An 18,483-nucleotide genomic window follows, 5' to 3' on the forward strand; every position below is an offset into this window, starting at 1 on the left:
GGGCGATTTTCCCACAGTTGGGCGCTTCAGCCGAGCAGCACGTTGCCCAGGCGGTCGAACAGCAGGCAGCAGAGCAGCAGCGGAATCGGCAGGCCGAGCAGGGTGCCGAGCATGTAGGGCCAGAAACCGATGCCCGACAGCGCGAGGCTGTAGTTCAGCGTCGGCGAGGTGATGAAGGCGTGGCGCAGCAGGAACACGCTGCTCGCCGGGCGCTGGTCGAGGTGGCTGAACACCGCGCGGGTCAGCTTGTTGTTCAGCAGGCGCAGGCCATTGCCGCCGACGGCGCGCACGATCAGGAAGGTGAAGCCGCAGGAGAACACCGCCGCGCAGTAGGTGATCAGCCCGCCCCACAGCTTGCCCATGGCCAGCACGGCGGCGGCGAGGAACAGCAGGCCGGGGATGTGCAGCAGGTTGCCCAGGGCGAACAGGCCGACGAACAGCAGCAGGCCGCGCAGGCGGTTGTCAGTCAGCTCGTTGCGCAGGTAGTCGAGGCTGAACTCCTCATGCAGCCCGCTGGCGCGATAGAGCAGCACCAGCACCACGGCGAAGGCTAGCAGCAGGATCAGTCGGCGAAAGCGCCAGAGGGTGGGTGGGACGGCAAGCATGCGGGCGGGCTCAGGGGTACTGCAGGATGTCCTTGATCTTCGGCAGGTGCGCGGCGATCCAGCGCGGATCGATGGCGCCCCAGTCGCGGATGCGGTAGTGGCCGGCGTTGTTGCGCTCGCCGTCGTGCTGCTCGAAGGCGCAGTCGATGTCCAGGTCGGCCAGCGCGGCCAGGGTGTCCTGGGCGGTGCGCCGGGGCATGCCGGTGGCTTCCATCAGCGCCGGGACGCTGGTCGCAGTGCCGCTGTCGATCAGCCAGGCCACGTAGAGGCGGCGGTAGAAACTGCTTTTGGTCTTGCTCACTTCCATCGAGACGATTCCTTGGCGATCTTGTAATGGGCGGCTACAGCGGCAGCAGCCAGGGTACCAGCACAACGCTGACGATCATCACCAGAATCGTGAAGGGTACGCCAACCTTGACGAAATCGGCGAAACGATAGCGCCCCGGCCCCAGCACCAGGGTGTTCACCGGTGAGGAGATCGGCGTCATGAAGGCGGCCGACGCGGCCAGCGCGACGATCATCGCGAAGGCTTCGGGGGAGGCGCCCAGGGCCTTGGCCGTGGCGATGGCGACCGGCGCCATGAGCACGGCGGTGGCGGTGTTGGAGATGAACAGGCCGATCACCGCGGTCAGCACGAACAGGCTGGCGAGGATGGCGTAGGGGCCGGCGCCGCCGAGTGCACCGACCAGGCCGTTGACCGCCAGGGTGATGCCGCCGGTCTTCTGCAGCGCCAGGGCGAAGGGCAGCATGCCGACGATCAGCAGCAGGCTCTGCCAGTGGATGGCGCGGTAGGCGCTGTCCATGTCGATGCAGCGGAACGAACCCATCAGCAGGCAGGCGATCAGCGCCGCCATGACGTTGGGCACCAGCCCGCTGACCATCAGGACCACCATTACCGCCAGGCTGAACAGTGCGTGGGGCGCCTGACTGGCGGCGGGGGCGGCTTCGTCCACCTCGGCGGGCAGGCTGAGCACCAGGAAGTCGCGGGCGCGCGCCTGCAGCTGGCGGATTTCCTTCCAGCCGCCGATCACCAGCAGGGTGTCGCCGACCTTCAGCTTGGCGTCCAGCAGGCCTTCCACCAGGGCTTCGCGGTTGCGCCGCAGGCCGACCACGTTGAGGCCGAACTGGCTGCGGAACTCCAGGTCCAGCACGCTCTTGCCCAGCAGGACGGACTCCGGCGGCATCGTCACCTCGGCCATGCCCACTTCGTGGGCGCGTTCGGTGAAGTAGTCGCCCTGGAGGCTCAGTGGCTCGAGGCCGAACTCGTGGTACATGCCCAGCAGGTCGCTGCGCTCGCCGTAGATATCCACCAGCAGCACGTCGCCGGCGTGCAGCACGATGTTGGCACCGGGGCTCAGTATCTTCAGGCGGAAGTGCACCATGCGCTCGATGGCCACCACGTTGGTGCCGGCGCGGGCGCGCAGCTCGATGTCGCCCAGGCTCTTGCCCACCAATTGCGAATCGGGGCGGATGCGCAGGCGGCGCTCGCGGCCGGCGAGCTGGTAGTCGCGGATCAGGTCGCCCAGGGTGCGGCGCTTGACGCGCTGCCCTTCGTCGTCGCCGTCATCGCCCAGCCAGCGCCGCGCCACCAGCATGTAGCCGACGCCGAGCACCAGCACCACCAGGCCGAACGGCGTGAAGCTGAAGAAACCGAAACCCTTCGAACCTTCGCGCACCAGCTCGCTGTGGATCACCACGTTGGGCGCGGTGGCGACCAGGGTGAGCATGCCGCTGATCAGCCCGGCGAAGCTCAGTGGCATCATCAGCCGGCGCGGCGACACGTGCAGGCGCGCGGCGATGCTCAGCACCACGGGAATGAAGATGGCGACCACGCCGGTAGAACTCATCACCGAGCCGAGCCCGGCCACGGCGAGCATCAGCAGCACCAGCAGGCGCGTCTCGCTGGCGCCGGCGCGGCGGGTCAGCCATTCGCCGATGCGATAGGCCACGCCGGTGCGCACCAGGCCTTCGCCGATGACGAACAGCGCGGCGATCAGGATGACGTTGGGATCGGCGAAGCCGGCCAGTGATTCCTGCACGCTGAGGATGCCCGACAGCGGCAGGGCGACCATCACCAGCAGGGCGACCACGTCCATGCGCGGACGGTTGATGACGAACAGCCCGACGGCGGTGGCGAGCAGGGCGAGGACCCAGATCAGTTGCAGACTCATGCGCTTCCCTAGCGAATTCCCGGCGCCATTGTGCCCGCAGGAGCGGGCGCAATGCCTTGACCCGGTGCAGCTTAGCGAAGCCTGCGCTGCTGCGGGGGGATGCTGGAGGTCCTCAGGGCAGCCGTGCGACCGGGGTGATCTGCTGTGGATCGGTGCGCAGTTCGATCAGCGCCGGCTTGCCGCTGGCCTGGGCGCGCTCGAAGGCGGCGGCGAAGTCCTCGGTTCTCTCCACCAGCTCGCCATGGGCACCAAAGGCGCGGGCGAGGGCGACGAAGTCGGGGTTGCGCAGCTCGGTCGCGCTGATGCGGCCGGGGTACTCGCGCTCCTGGTGCATGCGGATGGTGCCGAGCATGCCGTTGTTCACCACGATGACGGTCAGCGCCGCGCCATACTGCACGGCGGTGGCCAGCTCCTGCGGATACATCATGAAGCAGCCGTCGCCGGCGAAGCACACCACGCTGCGCTGCGGATCGCGCAGCTTGGCGGCGATGGCGGCGGGGAAGCCGTAGCCCATCGCGCCGTTGGTGGGAGCGAGCTGGCTGCGCGGCGAGCGATAGCGGTAGAAACGGTGCACCCAGACGGCATAGTTGCCAGCGCCGTTGCTGATCACCGCGTCGTCCGGCAGGGTTTCATTCAGGTACTGGACGACCTGGGTGAGGTCCACGCCCTGTGGCGGTTCTGCGTTCTGCGGTGGGGTGATGTAGTTGAGGTAATCGGCGCGGGCCGCGGCGGTCCACTCGGCCCAGGGCGTCTCGGCGAGCGGAGCGAGGCCGGCGAGGGCGGCGGCGATCTCCGGCATGCCGGCCTGGATGCTCTGGTCCGCCTGGTAGACGCGGCCCAGCTCGCTGGCGTCGGGGTAGACGTGGATCATGCCCTGCAGCGGGCGTGGGCTCTGGATCAGGCTGTAGCCGGCGCTGGGCGTTTCACTCAGGCGCGAGCCGAGCACCAGCAGCAGGTCGGCTTCCTGCACGCGGGCGGTGAGCCTGGGGGAAGCGCCGAAGCCGAGCTGGCCGGCGTACTGCTCGTCGCGGTTGTCGATCAGGTCCTGGCGGCGGAACGAGGCCACCAGCGGCAGGCGGTTGGCGTGGGCGAAGGCGCGAACCTGCGCGCAGGCCTGCGGCGTCCAGCCGGTGCCGCCGACGATCAGCAGCGGGCGCCGGGCCTGGCTCAGGCGCTCGCGCAGTTCGGCCAGCGAGTCGGCGCTTGGCGCTGCTCGGGTGATCGGCGTCGGCGCTACGTCGGCGACCGGTGCAGAGCCGAACAGTACTTCCTCCGGCAGGCCGATCACCACCGGACCGGGCCGCCCGGACTGGGCGACGCGGAAGGCGCGGGCGACGATCTCGGGGAGGCGACGGATGTCGTCTACCTCGGTGGCCCACTTGGCCAGGCCGCCGAACATCTGCCGATAGTCCACTTCCTGGAAGGCTTCGCGGCCCTTGAACGCGCTTTCCACCTGGCCGATGAAGAGGATCATCGGCGTCGAGTCCTGCATTGCCGTGTGCACGCCGTTGGCTGCGTGGGTCGCGCCCGGCCCGCGGGTGACGAAGCAGATGCCGGGGCGGCCGGTGAGCTTGCCGTAGGCATCGGCCATGTTCGAGGCGGCGCCTTCGTGGCGGGTGACGATGGTCTGGATGGCGGCCGCGTCGTGCAGCGCATCGAGCACCGGCAGGTAGCTTTCGCCGGGGATGCAGTAGACGGTATCCACCGCGTGGCGCAGCAGGGCATCGACGAGGATCTGGCCGCCGTTGCGGGCCGGAGTATCGGACATGGGCGTGGGGTTCCTTGGCAGGGGAGCAGGGCGCAGCTGTGCGCTGATCTTCGGCGAACCGGCGCGGTGATCCAAGCGAGCATTCTTCGCAAGGTCATTCCTTCGGGGAATGAACGCCTTTTGAAAAAGGTGCATGCCAGAGCGGGCGCGACGACGAACCGCGCGGGCATTTCCCGATGTTTGTCTATGGTTGATGCACGGACGCAGACGCGTCCGCAGGACGATATTGCTGCAAAAGGAGAACCTCCCATGTACCACCTCTCGTCCCGAGCACTGCTCGCCGGCTTCTTCGCCACCTCCAGCCTGCCCCTGTATGCCGCCCTGCCTTCGGCGCCGGGGTACGTCGATGACAGCGGCTACAGCGCCGCCGCGAAAACCCGCATCCTCCCGGCGATGTTCGAGCAGAAGCTCACCAGCACGAAGTACATCGCCAAGGCCGACAACCCGCTGATCACCCTGGCCGAATCCACCGGCTTCAAGCAGACCTCCGATTACCACCAGACCCGCGCGTGGCTGCAGAAGCTGGCCGATGCCTCCGGCGGCGCCATCACCCTCAGCGACCTGCCGGAGAACAGCGCCACCGGCGAGCCGATGCTGCTGGTGACCGCCAGCCGCGAGGCGGACAAGTCGGCAGCGGGGCTGAACAAGTCCGGCAAGCCGACGATCTTCGTCGAAGCGGAAATCCACCCCGGCGAGGCCAACGGCAAGGACGCCATGTTCATGCTGCTGCGCGACATGACCACCGGCGACAAGCCGCTGGCCGCTCTGCTGGACAAGGTCAACATCCTCTTCATCCCCACCGTGAACATCGACGGCGACCTGCGCCGCAGCCCCTACGGGCGGATCAACCAGAACGGCCCTGACGTCACCGGCTGGCGGGTCAACGGCCTGAACTACAACCTCAACCGCGACTTCACCAAGCTCGACAGTGCGGAGATCCGCAACGTCGTCTCGGTGTTCAACCAGTACGACCTGAGCTTCTTCGCCGACACCCATTCCACCGACGGCGCCATGTATCCCTACGACAGCTCCTACTGCCACAACGGCAACGGCTGGTCGCCGGCTTCTAGCGATTGGATGGACAAGGTGATGCGCGGCCCGGTGTACAAGGAGCTGGAGGGCGACGGGCATGTGGTCCATGAGTGCATCAGCTTCAACGACAACCAGGACCCGACCCAGGGTTACTACCCGTACCGCACCGACCTGGCGCGCTTCTCGAATCAGTACGGCGATATTCGCAACGTGCCGTCGATCCTCATCGAGCAGCATGCCCTGCACCCCTACGAAACCCAGGTGCTGGGCAACTACGTGATGCTCAAGGCGATGTTCCAGGTGATCGGCGACAACGCCGACTCGCTGAAGCAGGCGATTGGCAAGGACCGCGAACGGCTGGCGGCGCAGAAGGAGGTGATCCTCACCTGGAAGCCGGGCGAGCCGCAGCACACGCCGTTCACCGTGGGTGATTACCGCTATGAGGTGTCACCGATCACCGGCAAGAAGACCATCGTCTGGAGCAACAAGCCCAAGCAGCTGAACGTGCCGGTCACCGACAACTCGGTGCCGGACCTGGTGGTGAAGCGGCCGAAGCAGTATGTGGTGCCGGTGCAGTGGAGCGAGGTGATCGCGCGCCTGAAGTCCCATGGCATCCAGATGAAGACTCTGGACAAGGCGACGCCCATCGAGGTGACCCTGTACCGCATGGACAACATCAAGCTGGCCGGCGGTTTCGAGCCCGATCGCGCTGCCACCAACGAGATTCCCGGTTATGAGGGGCACCTGCTGGTCAGTGGCGTCGGCAAGCCGTTCCAGCGCCTGCAGACCTACCCGGCAGGCTCGGTGGTGATCGACACCGACCAGCCATTGGGCGTGCTGGCGGTCAACCTGCTGACGGCGGAAAGTCCGGACTCGTTCTGGTCCTGGGGCTTCTTCAACTCGACCCTGGTGGTGGCCGAGGAGCCGGAGGAATACGTGATGGAGCCGATGGCGCGCAAGATGCTCGCCGAAGACCCGAAGCTGAAGGCCGAGTTCGAGAAGAAACTCAAGGACGACAAGGCCTTCGCCAAGGACGCCCAGGCACGGCTGCAGTGGTTCTTCGAGCGCACGCCGTTCCATGACGTGAATGCCTACGTGTACCCGGTGGGGGCGGTGTACTGAGGCTCTTCAGGGTTGTTGCTGGCGCAGCCCTCGCAGCTGCGTCAGTAGCTTGGGAACCTCGTCGCGGACGATGCTCCAAAGGGTGTCGTTATCGATACCCAGATAGCCGTGGATCAGTCGGTTTCGGGTAGCCACCAGCATGCGCCAAGGGACCAGCGGGTGTGCCTGGCGAACTTCATCGGGAATGCGGGTCGCGGCTTCGCCGATGATTTCCAGATTGCGCAAGGTCGCGTCATAAACCAGCGGGGTAGTGACGAAGCTCTGCTGATCCAGATTCGCGCAGTAGGCGAGGACCTTCTCAGCGCATGCAATCATGTCGTCGACGTAGAAATACCAGACTCGCTCGGGACGCTCAGACATTCACCGCCTCCGCCTCGATGAAGGGGCGGAGCTCCGGGCGAAGTGCCTTTTCGGTTACCAGATCGACACTGCTGCCCAGCAGGTCTTCCAGGTAGAACTGCACGCCGAAGTAGCGCTCCGAGGTCGCGGGGCCGTCGAAACTGACCAGAATATCCACATCGCTGTCCGGTCCTGCGTCGTCACGTGCGGTCGAGCCGAACAGAGCCAGTCTCACTACACCGAAGCGGTTGGCCAGTTCTGGCTTGCAGCTTTCCAGCAGGGTCAGGGTGTGGCGGCGGTCCATGTTGGTTACCGGATCAGGGAATACGCCTGAAGGTAGCACAAGCGAAAAGCACAAGGCCCGCATTGGCGGGCCTTGTGTTGGGGCTTACAGGCTGGCGATCTTCTCGCGCTGCTGGATCAGGTTGGTCACGGCCTGCTCGGCTTCAGCCAGCTTGGCGCGTTCCTTCTCGATCACTTCCGGCGGTGCCTTGGCGACGAAGCCTTCGTTGGACAGCTTGCCGCCCACGCGTTTGACTTCGCCTTCCAGGCGCTGGATTTCCTTGTCCAGGCGCGCCATCTCGGCAGCCTTGTCGATCAGGCCGGCCATCGGCACCAGCACCTGCAGGTCGCCAACCAGCGCGGTGGCGGACATCGGCGGCTCTTCGCCTTCGTCCAGCACGCGGATGGTCTCCAGCTTGGCCAGCTTCATCAGCAGCGGCTCGTTGTCGGCCAGGCGACGGTGATCCTCGGGGGATGCGTTGTTCAGCACCAGGTCGATGCGCTTGGCCATGGAGATGTTCATCTCGCCGCGGATCTGGCGGATGCCCAGCATCAGGGCCTTGACCCACTCGATGTCGCCTTCGGCGGCGGCGTCGATCTTCGCCTCGTCGGCGATCGGCCAGGGTTGCAGCATCAGGGTGTCACCGGACTTGCCAGCGGCGGTCTTGATGCGCTGCCAGATTTCCTCGGTGATGAATGGCATGAACGGGTGCGCCAGGCGCAGTGCGGTTTCCAGCACGCGCGCCAGGGTGCGGCGGGTGCCGCGCTGACGCTCGATCGGCGCTTTCTCGTCCCACAGTACCGGCTTGACCAGTTCCAGGTACCAGGCGCAGTACTCGTCCCAGATGAACTCGTAGAGGGCCTGGGTGGCGAGGTCGAAGCGGAAGGCGTCGAGCTGGCGCGCGACTTCGATCTCGGTGCGCTGCAGGGCGGAGATGATCCAGCGGTCCACCGAGGACAGCTCGACCGGCTCGCCATTGACGCCGGTGTCCTTGCCATCGGTGTTCTCGATGACGAAGTTGGCGGCGTTCCACAGCTTGTTGCAGAAGTTGCGGTAGCCCTCGACGCGGCCCATGTCGAACTTGATGTCGCGACCGGTGGAAGCCAGCGAGCAGAAAGTGAAGCGCAGGGCGTCGGTGCCGTAGCTGGCGATGCCTTCGGGGAACTCGGCTTTCGTCTGCTTGGCGATCTTCTCGGCGAGCTTGGGCTGCATCATGCCGCTGGTGCGTTTCTCCAGCAGCTCGTCCAAGGTAATGCCATCGACGATGTCCAGCGGGTCGAGCACGTTGCCCTTGGACTTGGACATCTTCTGGCCCTGGCCGTCGCGCACCAGACCGTGGACGTAGACGGTCTTGAACGGGATCTGCGCGCTGCCATCGCCATTCTTGATCAGGTGCATGGTCAGCATGATCATGCGCGCAACCCAGAAGAAGATGATGTCGAAGCCGGTCACCAGCACGTCGGTGGGGTGGAAGGTCTTCAGGTAGTCGGTCTGCTCCGGCCAGCCGAGGGTGGAGAAGGTCCACAGGCCCGAGCTGAACCAGGTGTCGAGGACGTCTTCGTCCTGGCGCAGGTTGGCGTCGCCCAGGTTGTGCTTGGCGCGCACTTCGGCCTCATTGCGGCCGACGTAGACGTTGCCGGCATCGTCGTACCAGGCGGGGATGCGGTGGCCCCACCACAGCTGACGGCTGATGCACCAGTCCTGGATGTCACGCATCCAGCTGAAGTACATGTTCTCGTACTGCTTGGGCACGAACTGGATGCTGCCGTCTTCCACGGCGGCGATGGCGGGTTCGGCCAGCGGCTTGGTGGAGACGTACCACTGGTCGGTCAGCCACGGCTCGATGACGGTGCCGGAGCGGTCGCCCTTGGGCACTTTCAGTGCGTGGTCGTCGATCTTCTCGAGCAGGCCGGCGGCTTCGAAGTCGGCAACGATCTGCTTGCGCGCGACGAAGCGGTCGAGACCGGCGTAGGCGGCCGGCAGGCTGGCGTCCAGCTCTGCGTTGACGCTGCCGTCGAGCTTGAACACCTGGGCGACGGCGAGGACGGCGGCGTCCTTGTCGAAGATGTTGATCAGCGGCAGATCGTGGCGCTTGCCGACTTCGTAGTCGTTGAAGTCGTGGGCCGGGGTGATCTTCACGCAGCCGGTGCCGAACTCGCGGTCGACGTAGTCGTCGGCGATGATCGGGATGCGCCGGCCCACCAGCGGCAGGTCGATGAAGGTGCCGATCAGCGCGGCGTAGCGCTCGTCTTCCGGGTGCACGGCGACGGCGCTGTCACCCAGCACGGTTTCCGGGCGGGTGGTGGCGACGACCAGGTGGTCCTTGCCGTCGGCGGTCTTGTTGCCGTCGGCCAGCGGGTAGCGCAGGTGCCAGAGGTGGCCCTTCTCGTCGTGGTTCTCCACTTCGAGGTCGGAAATGGCGGTGTGGAACTTGGTATCCCAGTTGACCAGGCGCTTGCCGCGGTAGATCAGGCCGTCCTCGTGCAGGCGCACGAAGGCTTCCTTCACGGCGTTGGACAGGCCTTCGTCCATGGTGAAGCGCTCGCGCGACCAGTCCACGGAGGAACCCAGGCGGCGAATCTGGCGGGTGATGGTGCCGCCGGACTGATCCTTCCACTCCCAGACCTTCTCCAGGAACTTCTCGCGGCCCAGATCATGACGGGCGATGCCCTGGGCGGCCAGCTGGCGCTCCACCACCATCTGGGTGGCGATGCCGGCGTGGTCGGTGCCCGGCTGCCACAGGGTGTTGCGGCCCTGCATGCGGCGGTAGCGGATCAGCGCGTCCATGATGGCGTTGTTGAAGCCGTGGCCCATATGCAGGCTGCCGGTGACGTTCGGCGGCGGGATCATGATGGTGTACGGTTCGCCGGAACCTTGCGGGGCGAAGTAGTTCTCTTTCTCCCACAGGGGGTACCAGTGGGATTCGATGGCGTGCGGCTGGTAGGTCTTGTCCATGAGCGCGGCGGGACCCTGATAAGGCTAGACGGAAAACCGCTGAGTATAACGGGAGGCGGGGAGTTCAGGCCACCGGGGGCTTATCGGCGGCTTTCGGGGTGCGGGCGTGGGCGGTCTGGCGCCGACGCCCGTTGTAGGAGCGGGCCATGCCCGTGATCGCGCCCATGGGGCGCTTCTATAGGCTGGCTCTGGTGTTTCCCCGGGCGGAGAGTCAAGTCTTGCGCTGGGCCAGCAGGCGCTGCATGCGCGCTTCGAGCCGGCGTTGGAGTTCGGCTTCGATCTGCGGGGCGAAGTCGTCGAGGACGTCCTGCAGGATCAGTTGGGCCGCGGCGCGCAGTTCCAGGTCCAGGCGGTTCAGCTCGCTGGCGGCGGGAGTGGCCTGCGGCGCGGCGGGCTGGGTGGCTGCAGGCTCCGGCGCCTGGGGCGCGGGCGTGACGACGTCGGAGAGCAGCGGGATGTTGTCCGGCTCGAAGGATTCGGTGAGCAGGGGCGGCTCGGCGCCCGACTCGTCCAGCAGGTCCTGGATCTTCTTCAGGTCTTCCAGCAGGTGGTCGGGGTCGTGCGGGGGCTTGTGGTTGTCCATGGTGTCTTGGCTGAGACGCTCTCAAGGGCGCGGCAGGCGGTGGTCCTGCAAAGGATAGCCCTGCTCGCGGTAGCGACGGAAATTCTCCCGCGCGGCCTGACGAATCGCCGGCTCCTCGATCACCAGTTCGGCGACCCGGTTGAAGCGGTCGACGAAGGCAGGAATGGCCAGGGTCAGGTTGATCAGCAGGTCCCGGTGGCTTTCCGGCGGCTCGCCGAGGGCGAGAACTATCGGCGAGTCGGCATCTTCTTCCACCGCGTTGTGTGGGATGAAGGTTTCGCCCCGGAAGTTCCACAGCCGGGCATCCAGCGCATCGCGCTGGGCCTCGTCGCTGCACAGCACGAAGATGCGCATGCCTTGCCGCCAGGCTTTTTCAGCCAGGCGGAAGGCGATGGTCAGGCGTGCGTCGGGATCGGCGCTGGGAATGACGTAGAAATCCACACGCGTCATGCGTTCGATCCCATCGGCAGGTTGCACTGTGCCATTACTTGGCGCGGTCCAGCAGGTACTGGGTCAGCAGCGGCACCGGGCGGCCCGTGGCGCCCTTGTCCTTGCCGCCGCTGATCCAGGCGGTGCCGGCGATGTCCAGGTGCGCCCAGTGGAACTTCTTCGCAAAGCGCGACAGGAAGCAGCCGGCGGTGATGGTGCCGGCCTTCGGGCCGCCGATGTTGGCGATGTCGGCGAACGGGCTGTCGAGCTGTTCCTGGTACTCGTCGAACAGCGGCAGCTGCCAGGCGCGATCGTCGGCGACTTCACCGGCCTTGAGCAGTTGCTTGATCAGCGCGTCGTTGTTGCCCATTAGGCCCGAGGTGTTGGAGCCCAGGGCGACGATGCAGGCGCCGGTGAGGGTGGCGATGTCCACCACCGACTGCGGCTTGAAGCGTTCGACGTAGGTCAGCGCGTCGCACAGCACCAGGCGGCCTTCGGCGTCGGTGTTGAGGATTTCGACGGTCTGGCCGCTCATGGTGGTGACGATGTCGCCCGGACGGGTGGCGCCGCCGCTGGGCATGTTCTCGGCGCAGGCCATCACGCCCACCAGGTTGATCGGCAGCTGCAGCTCCAGCACGGCGCGGAAGGTGCCGAACACGGAGGCGGCGCCGCACATGTCGAACTTCATCTCGTCCATGCCCAGGCCGGGCTTGAGGCTGATGCCACCGGTGTCGAAGGTGATGCCCTTGCCGACCAGTACGTGCGGGGCCTCGTCTTTCTTCTTCGCGCCGTTGTACTGCAGCACGATCAGGCGCGGCGGCTGGTCGCTGCCCTGGGCGACGGCGAGGAAGGAGCCCATGCCCAGCTCGCGCAGTTTCTTCTCGTCGAGGACTTCGACCTTCAGGCCCTTGTATTCCTTGCCCAGCGCCTTGGCCTGTTCGCCGAGGAAGGTCGGGTGGCAGAGGTTCGGCGGCAGGTTGCCCAGGTCACGGGTCAGGGCCATGCCGTTGGCGATGGCCTGGGCTTCCCTGGCGCCTTGTTCGACAGCTGCGGCGTCGGCCTTGTCGGCGAGCAGGGTGATTTTCTTCAGCTTCGGCGCTTCGGCCTTCTGGCTCTTGAAGCGATCGAAGACGTAGGTGCCGTCGGCCAGGGTTTCCACCTGCAGGCGGGCCTTGCCGTGGGCATTGCGGCCTTTGACGGCCAGGTCGCCCAGGGCCAGGACGGCGTCGGCGCCACCCAGGTTCTTCAGATTGCCCAGGACGGCGGAAACCAGTTTGCGGTAGGCGCGGTCGGAGAGTTCGCGCTCTTTGCCGGCGCCGACCAGCAGGACGCGCTCAGCCTTAATGTTGGGTAAATCTTGCAGCAGTAGAGTCTGGCCCACCTTGCCTGCCAGATCGCCACGCTTGAGCAGGTTGGCGATGGCGCCGCCGGTGGCTTCGTCGACGGCCTTGGCGGTGGCGCCAAGCTTGCGGCCTTCGCCCACGGCGATGACCAGGGTGGCGGTCTTGAGAGTTTCCGGACGTACGCTTTTTACAAGGAATTCCATGGCTGAGTGTCCCCGGGACAAAGAGCAGAAGGGTCTGCGAATGAAGGTGGACTGCGCAGTGACAGGCCTGGCGAATCGCAGGATAATGCCGGCTATTTGCGCTGGGTCGCGTCCGCGCGCACCCGGCAATGCTTCACGGCGGCTAGTTTGAGCGTAGCCGCCTGAGCGTGACAACCCTGGAGTGTCCGGTTTGATTGTCTTCCGTTACCTGTCCCGTGAAGTGCTGATCACCATGAGTGCGGTGAGCGCCGTGCTGCTGGTCATCATCATGAGCGGCCGTTTCATCAAGTACCTGGCGCAGGCGGCCCAAGGCCTGCTCGATCCGGGTTCGCTGTTCATGATCATGGGCGTGCGCCTGCCGGGCTTCCTGCAGCTGATCCTGCCGCTGGGCCTGTTCCTCGGCATTCTGCTGGCCTATGGCCGCCTGTACCTGGACAGCGAGATGACCGTGCTCACCGCCACTGGCATGAGCCAGCAGCGCCTGCTGGCCATTACCCTGGCGCCGGCGCTGTTCATCGCCCTGCTGGTGGCCTGGCTGAGCCTGTGGCTGGCGCCCCAGGGCATTACCCAGATGCAGTTGCTGCTGAACAAGCAGGATGCGATGACCGAGTTCGACACCCTGGCGCCGGGGCGCTTCCAGTCGATGCGCGATGGCACGCGGGTGACCTATACCGAGACCCTGGCCAACGAGCGCACCGAGCTGGGTGGTGTGTTCATTTCGGACAAGAACCGCCCGCGCAATGGCAAGGACGGCGGCACTTCGGTGCTGGTCGGCACCACCGGCGTGCAGGAGATCCACGCTGACGGCAGTCGCTACCTGATCCTCAAGGACGGCTATCGCTACGACGGCACGCCCGGACAGGCCGATTACCGCGAGATCAAATACGACACCTACGCTGCCCTGCTGCCCAAGCCGGAAGTGAGCAGCGAGATCGACGACCGCGACGCCATTCCCACCTCCGACCTGCTGGGCAGCGACGATCCTCGCATGAAGTCGGAGTTGCAGTGGCGCCTGTCCATCCCGCTGCTGGTCTTCGTGGTGACCGTGCTGGCCGTGCCGCTGTCGCGCGTCAACCCGCGCCAGGGCCGCTTCCTCAAGCTGCTGCCGGCCGTGCTGCTGTACATGGCCTACCTGGCGCTGCTGATCGCCGGGCGCGGCATGCTCGACAAGGGCAAGATTCCCATGGCCCTGGGCCTGTGGTGGATTCACGGGATATTCCTGGCCATCGGCCTGTTGTTGTTGTACTGGGAGCCGCTGCGTCTGAAGCTGGCCGCCAAGCGAGCGAAGTCGGGCGGAGTGCTGAAGCATGCGTAAGCTGGATCGTTACATCGGCACCACTGTCTTCGTTTCCATTCTCGCGGTACTCGGGGTGATCCTCGGGTTGGCCGAACTGTTCGCCTTCGTCGACCAGCTGGGGCAGATCAGCGACACCTACACCCTTGGCGAGGCGCTCAAGTTCGTCCTGCTGACCGCGCCGAGCCGTGGCTACGACATGCTCCCCATGGCCGCGCTGATTGGCTGCCTGGTGGGCCTGGGTACCCTGGCCAGCAACAGCGAGCTGACCATCATGCGCGCCGCTGGCGTGTCGCTGCAGCGCATCGTCTGGGCGGTGATGAAACCGATGCTGGTGCTGATGTTCGCCGGCATCCTGGTGGGTGAGTACGTGATTCCCTACACCGAAACCGCTGCCCAGAGCGGTCGCGCCCTGGCGCAGAGCGGCAATGGTTCGCAAAGCTCGAAGTCGGGCCTGTGGCACCGCCAGGGGCATGAATTCATCCATATCAACGTGGTGCGCCCGGATGGCGTGCTGCTGGGCGTGACCCGCTACAACTTCGACGACAACCGTCGCCTGCAGAGCGCGAGCTTCGCCCGTCAGGCGGTGTTCGAGAACGACCAGTGGCAGTTGCAGGACGTGACCACCTCGGTGCTGCACGCGGCTGAAAAGCGCAGCGAGGTCGTAAGCAAGCCCAGCGAGACCTGGAACATCCAGCTCAGCCCGCAACTGCTCAACACCGTGGTGATGGAGCCGGAGGCGCTGTCCATCACCGGCCTGTGGAACTACATCCATTACCTGCAGGACCAGGGCCTGAGCTCCAACCGCTACTGGCTGGCGTTCTGGACCAAGATCCTGCAGCCGCTGGTGACCGCTGCCCTGGTGCTGATGGCGATCTCGTTCATCTTCGGCCCGCTACGCAGCGTGACCCTCGGCCAGCGCGTGTTCACCGGGGTGCTGGTGGGCTTCACCTTCCGCATCGCCCAGGACCTGCTCGGCCCGTCCAGCCAGGTGTTCAACTTCCCGCCGCTGCTGGCGGTGCTGGTGCCGGCGGCGATCTGCGCTTTCCTCGGCACGCTGCTGTTGAAGCGGGCGGGCTGAGTCCCATCGCGCGGTAGAACCCGCGCCCGCAAAAAAGCCGGCAATCGCCGGCTTTTTTATTGCCTGAGATTTCAGCCCCGCCCCTGCGATGCCTTGCGCACCGCCTTGGGGATCTGGATCACCACGCTTTCCGAGTAGCGGTCCTGCCAGGTGCGCTGGTCCTTGTCCCAGAGCATCCAGAGGAAGCCCAGGCCGGCGCAGCCCCAGGACGCGATGGCGATGACGAAGCGCAGCAGCGCCTGCATCAGGGTGATGCGCGTGCCGTTGGCGTTCTGCACACGAACGCCCCAGACCTGCATGCCCAGGGTCTGGCCGCTGTGGGTCCAGAACTTCGCGAAGAAGGCGAACACGCTGATGAACAGCAGGCTGGACAGCAGCGGGTCGCCGGTCAGCGCCCCCTGGTCGGCCAGCATCCGGAGCTTCTCGCTGCCATAGATCAGGCGCAGGAAGCCCTGCTGATAGGCCAGCGTCACCACCATCAGCAAGGCCACGCAGAGCAGGAAGTCATAGAACATCGCGGCAAAGCGACGGAGGAGCGTGGCGGGCGGGAAGTTCCCCGCGGGCTGGAGCTGCTGCGGCTTGGACATGGGCGTCTTCAGTGGCGATCAGGATGGATGGGGCGGGGATTATACGGATTCCGCCGCGCGGCGCCCGGCGGCGGTGGCTGTTCTAAGCTCAAACCACGTCGCTGCCCATGGGGGAGTGGCAATGCGTCGCAGGTCGCGGCGCCGTCAAGCAGGGAACAAGGATGCCGCTTCGCAACTACACCCGGCGCCGGCTGCTGCCTCGCCTGGTCTTCTCCCTCTCCATGGCCCTGCTGCCGTTGCTGCTGGGCAGCGCCATCATCTATTGGCAGGCCTTGCGCACCCTGAGCGTCGAGGCGCGTACTGCTTCGAACGAGGCCGTTCGGCTGTTCGACGTGATGCTGAGCAATGCGGCAGGGGCCGCCCAGGTGGCTCTGCTGCATGTGGACGAGGGCTGCGACGAGGCGACGCTCGTCCTGCGCGAACAGGTGGCGGTGGTACCGTTCGTCCGGTCGGTCAATCTGACTCGTGATGACCAAATCTATTGCACCTCGCTGTTCGGCGATTTCGAGGCGCCGCTGGATTCGAGCCTGTATGTCGCCGGCCGGCTGCGGATGATGGCCGGTAACGAGATTACGCCGAACTACGCGCTGTTGATCCTGCGGCGTGTCGAAGGACGCCACGCCGCGCTGGCGACGGTGGATGGACGTTACCTGAGCAACACGCTGCAACTGGTCGATCAACGCAGCGACCTGCAATTGCAGGTCGGCGGGCAGTGGATGGACGAGGAGGGCAGGGTGTTCGACGGCAAGCCTGTCCGCTTGCCGCTGGGGCATGTCGAGCTGACCTCCGAGCGATTCCCCTACAAGGTCATCGGCGGCTTCCCCGAAGGGGCGCAATGGCGGCACATCCACGAAGACGCGTTGCCGCTGGTGGCGTTGATGCTGATGCTGGGTGGTGCATCGGGCGTGGCCTGCTACTGGCTCTGGGGGCGTTCGGCGACGCCAAGCCTGGAGCTTGAGCGTGCCTTGCTCGCCGGGGAGTTCGTGCCGTACCTGCAGCCGCTGGTCGATGCCCGGGACGGCCGCTGGGTCGGTGCGGAAGTGCTGATGCGCTGGGTGCATCCGCGCGAAGGCATGGTCGGCCCCGACCTGTTCATCCCCATGGCCGAACGCTCCGGGCTGATCGTGGCGATGACCCGCGAGCTGTTCCACCAGGTCGCCGATGGGCTGGCACCGCACGGGCACCTGCTGGGCGAGGGCTTCCATCTGAGCTTCAACATCAGCGCCCGGCATTGCACGGAGCCGGGGTTGTTCGGTGATTGCCGCGACTTCCAGGCGCGCTTCCTGCCCCATCGGCCGGAGCTGACCCTGGAGCTGACCGAGCGCGAGCTGATCGTTTCCAGTGAGGTAACCGACGAACTCTTCGACAACCTTCATGGCCTGGGCGTCAAGCTGGCCATCGACGACTTCGGCACCGGCAATTCCAGTCTCGCCTACCTGCATCGCTTCAAGGTGGACGCGCTGAAGATCGACAAGAGTTTCGTGGCGATGATTGGCGTGGATGCCCTGTCTTCGCACGTTCTGGACAGCATCGTCGAGCTGTGCGGCAAGCTGGACCTGATGATCATCGCCGAGGGTGTGGAAACCGAGGAGCAGCAGGACTACCTGGCCCTGCGTGGGGTGGGGGTGCTGCAAGGGTACCTCTTCGATCGACCGATGCCGCTGGCGGCATTTGTCCAGGCCCTTCAGGGCCGGTCGCTCGGGGGCTGATGCCGGCTTGCCGTCCCTGTTGTGGTGAGGGGGCGGCGCACTGGGAAAATTTTCCAGCTTGTGGAGCGGATGTGAACAGCCGGCTGTTCCTGTCTGGGAGCTGATTGACTCGATAGTTAGCTGATGAATAGTCGGATAAGCATAGTTTTAAAGATGTAATGGTTTCTCGTTCGTTATTGCGAGATGGCTGCTTTTTAATAGGTTATCAGTGCTGATGTTATTAACTTGAAATGCACTATGGAGAGTTTGATTTTACGTTTTTTTCACAACTTCTTCATGTGTATTTCATGAATGGTGCGGTTGTTCTTTATATTGCTTTTCTGGCTGGCTGTCGGGTGTTTGTTTTGATGCGGAAGTGCCTGATTTACAATCCTTTCTGCCCTCGCGATGTTTCGTTCTAATGCCCCGGATTCAGAGGGTGTTGGTATTTTGGCGCTCCGGAATTGGCCCTCTTTTCGTTAGCTATTTTTATATATGGCGATACGTCGGCGACGACTGGTATTGAATTACTGTGTCGGCGGGGTGGCGATTCGCCATTTAACTAATAGAGTCTTTGAAAAAGGCCCCGGCAAAGAGAGTCTCGATAATGCCTGTTAGTTCCCGTGGTTTTACCCTGATCGAGTTGATGGTGGTGGCGGCGATAGTAGCGATCCTGGCTGCAATCGCTTACCCCAGCTATCAGCAGTACGTCATCCGGGGCAAGCGGTCCGCGGCCCAGGCGCAGATGATGGATATCGCCAACCGCCAGCAGCAGTACCTGCTGGCCAACCGCGCCTACGCCAGCAAGTCGGCGCTGGAAAGCGGCGGCTATGCGCTGCCCAGTGAGGTGTCGGGCAACTACAGCTACGACATCACCGTGGGCAGCGGCACACCGCCGACTTTCACCATCACCTTCACCCCGAGCGGCGGGCAGGCCAGCGACGGCAACCTGACCCTGGCCAGCGACGGCACTCGGACGCCATCTGCGAAGTGGTGATCA

Annotated in this window: 16 protein-coding genes; 5 read left to right on the forward strand and 11 right to left on the reverse strand. The window is 65.1% G+C overall.

All coding sequences use genetic code 11. From position 1 onward, the window contains the following. Positions 1 to 26: 26 nt before the first annotated feature. From IB273_RS09955 to IB273_RS09970, 4 genes are all read right to left on the reverse strand, one after another. Positions 27 to 605, reverse strand: a complete 579-nt coding sequence (locus tag IB273_RS09955) for a VTT domain-containing protein (protein ID WP_081516063.1) — start codon at positions 603 to 605, stop codon at positions 27 to 29. 10 nt (positions 606 to 615) lie between these two features. Then, positions 616 to 912 carry a winged helix-turn-helix domain-containing protein gene (locus IB273_RS09960; RefSeq protein WP_024762881.1) on the reverse strand — a complete coding sequence of 99 codons (297 nt, stop codon included), beginning with the start codon at positions 910 to 912 and terminating at the stop codon, positions 616 to 618. Positions 913 to 946: 34 nt separating this feature from the next. Then, positions 947 to 2,776: an SLC13 family permease gene (locus IB273_RS09965; RefSeq protein WP_192223987.1), complete on the reverse strand. Its 1,830-nt coding sequence runs from the start codon at positions 2,774 to 2,776 to the stop codon at positions 947 to 949. A gap of 112 nt (positions 2,777 to 2,888) precedes the next feature. Further along, entirely contained in the window at positions 2,889 to 4,544 is a 1,656-nt protein-coding gene (locus IB273_RS09970; RefSeq protein ID WP_192223988.1) for a thiamine pyrophosphate-binding protein, read from the reverse strand. 249 nt (positions 4,545 to 4,793) lie between these two features. Here IB273_RS09970 and IB273_RS09975 point away from each other — a divergent pair, with 249 nt between their 5' ends. Then, on the forward strand, positions 4,794 to 6,698 hold the full coding sequence (locus IB273_RS09975; protein WP_192223989.1) for a M14 family metallopeptidase: 1,905 nt from the start codon (positions 4,794 to 4,796) through the stop codon (positions 6,696 to 6,698). Between the two features lie 6 nt (positions 6,699 to 6,704). On the opposite strand, the gene IB273_RS09980 is transcribed toward IB273_RS09975, so the two are convergent. The 6 genes from IB273_RS09980 to IB273_RS10005 all read right to left on the reverse strand — a co-directional run bounded on the left by IB273_RS09980 (position 6,705) and on the right by IB273_RS10005 (position 12,833). Then, entirely contained in the window at positions 6,705 to 7,058 is a 354-nt protein-coding gene (locus tag IB273_RS09980) for a DUF86 domain-containing protein (RefSeq protein ID WP_192223990.1), read from the reverse strand. Next, a complete protein-coding gene (locus tag IB273_RS09985; protein WP_081516053.1) occupies positions 7,051 to 7,341 on the reverse strand; it encodes a nucleotidyltransferase family protein in 291 nt (96 codons plus the stop codon). Before IB273_RS09985 ends, IB273_RS09980 begins: the two co-directional genes overlap by 8 nt. 84 nt (positions 7,342 to 7,425) lie before the next feature. After that, positions 7,426 to 10,275, reverse strand: a complete 2,850-nt coding sequence (locus tag IB273_RS09990) for a valine--tRNA ligase (protein ID WP_192223991.1) — start codon at positions 10,273 to 10,275, stop codon at positions 7,426 to 7,428. Between the two features lie 211 nt (positions 10,276 to 10,486). Beyond that, a complete protein-coding gene (locus IB273_RS09995) occupies positions 10,487 to 10,858 on the reverse strand; it encodes a DNA polymerase III subunit chi (RefSeq protein ID WP_081516049.1) in 372 nt (123 codons plus the stop codon). Between the two features lie 21 nt (positions 10,859 to 10,879). Continuing rightward, positions 10,880 to 11,308 carry a DNA polymerase III subunit chi gene (locus tag IB273_RS10000; protein ID WP_192223992.1) on the reverse strand — a complete coding sequence of 143 codons (429 nt, stop codon included), beginning with the start codon at positions 11,306 to 11,308 and terminating at the stop codon, positions 10,880 to 10,882. Positions 11,309 to 11,342: 34 nt separating this feature from the next. Then, positions 11,343 to 12,833 (reverse strand): leucyl aminopeptidase, encoded by a 1,491-nt coding sequence (locus IB273_RS10005; protein ID WP_192223993.1) that lies wholly within the window; start codon positions 12,831 to 12,833, stop codon positions 11,343 to 11,345. A 190-nt stretch (positions 12,834 to 13,023) separates the two neighbouring features. Between IB273_RS10005 and lptF the strand changes: the two genes are divergently transcribed. Then, positions 13,024 to 14,148, forward strand: a complete 1,125-nt coding sequence (lptF, locus tag IB273_RS10010) for an LPS export ABC transporter permease LptF (protein ID WP_151188145.1) — start codon at positions 13,024 to 13,026, stop codon at positions 14,146 to 14,148. Next, positions 14,141 to 15,208 carry an LPS export ABC transporter permease LptG gene (gene lptG / locus IB273_RS10015; RefSeq protein WP_081516041.1) on the forward strand — a complete coding sequence of 356 codons (1,068 nt, stop codon included), beginning with the start codon at positions 14,141 to 14,143 and terminating at the stop codon, positions 15,206 to 15,208. The genes lptF and lptG overlap by 8 nt, the downstream gene beginning before the upstream one ends. Before the next feature lie 71 nt (positions 15,209 to 15,279). On the opposite strand, the gene IB273_RS10020 is transcribed toward lptG, so the two are convergent. Beyond that, complete coding sequence (locus tag IB273_RS10020; RefSeq protein ID WP_081516039.1) at positions 15,280 to 15,795, reverse strand: RDD family protein; 516 nt, start codon at positions 15,793 to 15,795, stop codon at positions 15,280 to 15,282. 161 nt (positions 15,796 to 15,956) lie between these two features. On the opposite strand from IB273_RS10020, the gene IB273_RS10025 reads away from it, so the two are divergent. Continuing rightward, entirely contained in the window at positions 15,957 to 17,504 is a 1,548-nt protein-coding gene (locus tag IB273_RS10025) for a cyclic diguanylate phosphodiesterase (RefSeq protein ID WP_192223994.1), read from the forward strand. A gap of 586 nt (positions 17,505 to 18,090) precedes the next feature. Next, positions 18,091 to 18,480, forward strand: a complete 390-nt coding sequence (locus IB273_RS10030) for a type IV pilin protein (RefSeq protein ID WP_192223995.1) — start codon at positions 18,091 to 18,093, stop codon at positions 18,478 to 18,480. The last annotated feature ends 3 nt before the right edge of the window (positions 18,481 to 18,483 follow it).

It is taken from the genome of Pseudomonas sp. PDM19 (genome assembly GCF_014852215.1).
In the GTDB taxonomy this organism is placed as follows: domain Bacteria; phylum Pseudomonadota; class Gammaproteobacteria; order Pseudomonadales; family Pseudomonadaceae; genus Pseudomonas.